Raw genomic sequence first — 2,313 nt, forward strand, 5'->3', positions numbered from 1 at the left:
ATTGACCAGCCCGGCTGCTGAGCCAGGGCGCTGGACTGGGACCCATCCCGAATTCTAGCTAGAATTGTGTACATGACGACTCTTCCGGTGGCAGATGCACGGGCGCAGCTCTCTCGTCTCGTCGACGAGGCCGAGCGCACCCATGAGCGCTTCGAGATCACTCGCAACGGGCATCGCGTCGCCGTGCTCCTCGGTGCCGACGACTACGACGCCCTGCGTGAGACCATCGCCGTCCTCGCCGACGAGTCGTTGCTCGCCGACCACATCACCGGCATGGCCGAGGTTCAGGCCGACGACGTCCTCGACGCCGATTCGCTCGCCGAGTTCCTCGCTGCCGCGAAGACCGACGACGAGTGAGCGCGCCCGACCAGCCGTACACCCTCACCATCGCCAGGTCGGCGGCCCGCGCACTGAAACAGAACTTGCCCGAGAAGGTTGCGGCCGCGGTCTACGAGTTCATCACCGGAGTGCTGCTCGAGAACCCACACCGTGTCGGCAAGAAGCTCTCTGCGCCGCTCGCGCCGGCCTACTCCGCGCGGCGCGGTACATACCGGGTCCTGTACCTCATTGACGAGGACACGCGCCGAGTGCAGGTCACTGCCATCTCTCACCGCGCGGACGCCTACCGCACCTAGGGCCCATGCCGGGACTCCGAGCTGGACCGGAAGAGAGGATTTCCGAATTTCGGGGACTTTACCGGACACACTCGTACCCGCCCAGGATCACTGAAAATGGACGTGACCCATGCCCTCCCTTCACACGCGCATCGGCCGACTCTCGCAGTGGACTCGAACGTTTCGCCTCGGCCGCCGAGCACCCGCGTCGACGCAGCGAAACCAGCCGCCGGCCAGGATTCTGACCTACGACGAGCAAGTGGAGTTGCTTGACGCCTACCGCGGACTCCGCGGCGCCGAGAGGCGGACCGGTGCCACCCTCGGATGCGCCCGAGGTGCCGACATGAGCGACGCCGCGACCGTCCGCGCTTTGGCGAAGATGCTCGATGGCCTAGGGGCGGCCGCGTCGGTACCGACAGCTGAAATCCGAAGCGGTATATCGCCTCTCGACTGGCGCGAGGAGACGGAAGTTGCCTCGCGTGATGCGTTCGATCGCGGCGATAGCTTGCGCGTCGGTGAAGTCATCGGGTCGAGGGTTCGTGGGACACCTGCGGCGATGAGATGACTTTCCGAGACACTGTCGCGGTCTACCTCCCGCGCTGAACTGATGGGCGAATCCGGTCGGCTCGGTGTCGCGGAAAGCTGTAAATTTTCGAGACACCCGCCAGTTCCGATTCGACATCGCAGATGGTCAGGTATCTCTACGAAAAGACCGCCACCTAAACGATGCGATTCGTCCATCTGGCGGGACCTGGTAACGATTACGTCCGATCGGTGTGTCCGTCAGGTCCGAGCAGAGGGGTCGTTGCGAGTGGATCCCTATACGGTGACGTCGGAGTAGGGCATGTGCACGGAGAGCCAGGGAAATACGCTTTCCATGAGAAGTAATACGACCGCGACAAGGAGAATGATGACCAGCAGGGCTTTCACTGGTCGGGGGCCGGGGAGTATGTCCCAGAGGTAGGCGTACATTTAGTGCTCCTGCAATGCCGCGGGAGAGTTGCCCGGGGACTTCGGAATGGTTTCGACGAGTACTGCATGGACGATCATGCGTTCGGTGTTCGAGAACAGTGGATGGCACGTGGTGAGCGTCAGCATGCTTTCCAATCCGGGGTCAGGCTCGATCCACGGGGCACTGGGAAGTGGATTGACGACCTCGATGTCGCCGGGCACTGTGATGTCTCGTCCCCGGACATGAGCGTAGTCGCCGTCGGAGACGCGATCGGCCTGCTCGGGGCTCAGGCAGGCTTCCGCAGCCGCACGCCTATCTAGAGAGTCGGTGTCGAGGGGGAGCAGTCGGTAGGTCATCCATTGGGACTGGGTTTCCACGATGACGGCATCGCATGCACCCAATTCATTCAGGTGTTGGAATACTGCGCCGGAACCGTTGCGGTGTCCGGCGAGTGCGAAGTTTCCCGCTTCGCCGGGCATTTGTGTGTCGGTGTAGTGGCCGGGTCCGGCCCGTAGGTCTTCGTTGCGTGTGCCTTCGACGACGGCGTACGCGGTGCCGAGTGTGGGAAAGTGCACGCGCGCGAACCCTTCGCCGAGCGCCGGGACCAGCGGGAGGACTGGCTGATTGCCGGCCGCCACGGGATCTACAGCCCAGGATTGTTCCAATTGGGCGTTCACTTTGTCCTGCAGTCGCCCCGAGGCGATATTGGTCCAAAACGCTTCGTAGAGGACGAAAAGCAGGAGTATG

General features: G+C 63.0%; 3 protein-coding genes and 1 pseudogene. 2 read left to right on the forward strand and 2 right to left on the reverse strand.

All coding sequences use genetic code 11. The features are described 5' to 3' along the window. Positions 1–66: 66 nt before the first annotated feature. Together VIQ49_RS24760 and VIQ49_RS24765 are read left to right on the forward strand one after the other, a co-directional pair. Entirely contained in the window at positions 67–357 is a 291-nt protein-coding gene (locus VIQ49_RS24760) for a type II toxin-antitoxin system Phd/YefM family antitoxin (protein ID WP_414731717.1), read from the forward strand. After that, on the forward strand, positions 354–635 hold the full coding sequence (locus VIQ49_RS24765; RefSeq protein WP_331889242.1) for a type II toxin-antitoxin system RelE/ParE family toxin: 282 nt from the start codon (positions 354–356) through the stop codon (positions 633–635). Before VIQ49_RS24760 ends, VIQ49_RS24765 begins: the two co-directional genes overlap by 4 nt. A gap of 436 nt (positions 636–1,071) precedes the next feature. Here the strand turns inward: VIQ49_RS24765 and VIQ49_RS24770 are convergent. Both VIQ49_RS24770 and VIQ49_RS24775 read right to left on the reverse strand, forming a co-directional pair. After that, a pseudogene (locus VIQ49_RS24770) lies at positions 1,072–1,146 on the reverse strand (ATP-binding protein); the annotation flags it as partial. Between the two features lie 440 nt (positions 1,147–1,586). Further along, on the reverse strand, positions 1,587–2,312 hold the full coding sequence (locus tag VIQ49_RS24775; protein WP_331889243.1) for a class E sortase: 726 nt from the start codon (positions 2,310–2,312) through the stop codon (positions 1,587–1,589). Position 2,313 lies beyond the last annotated feature (1 nt).

The organism is Williamsia sp. (assembly GCF_036566845.1).
Taxonomy (GTDB): domain Bacteria; phylum Actinomycetota; class Actinomycetes; order Mycobacteriales; family Mycobacteriaceae; genus Williamsia.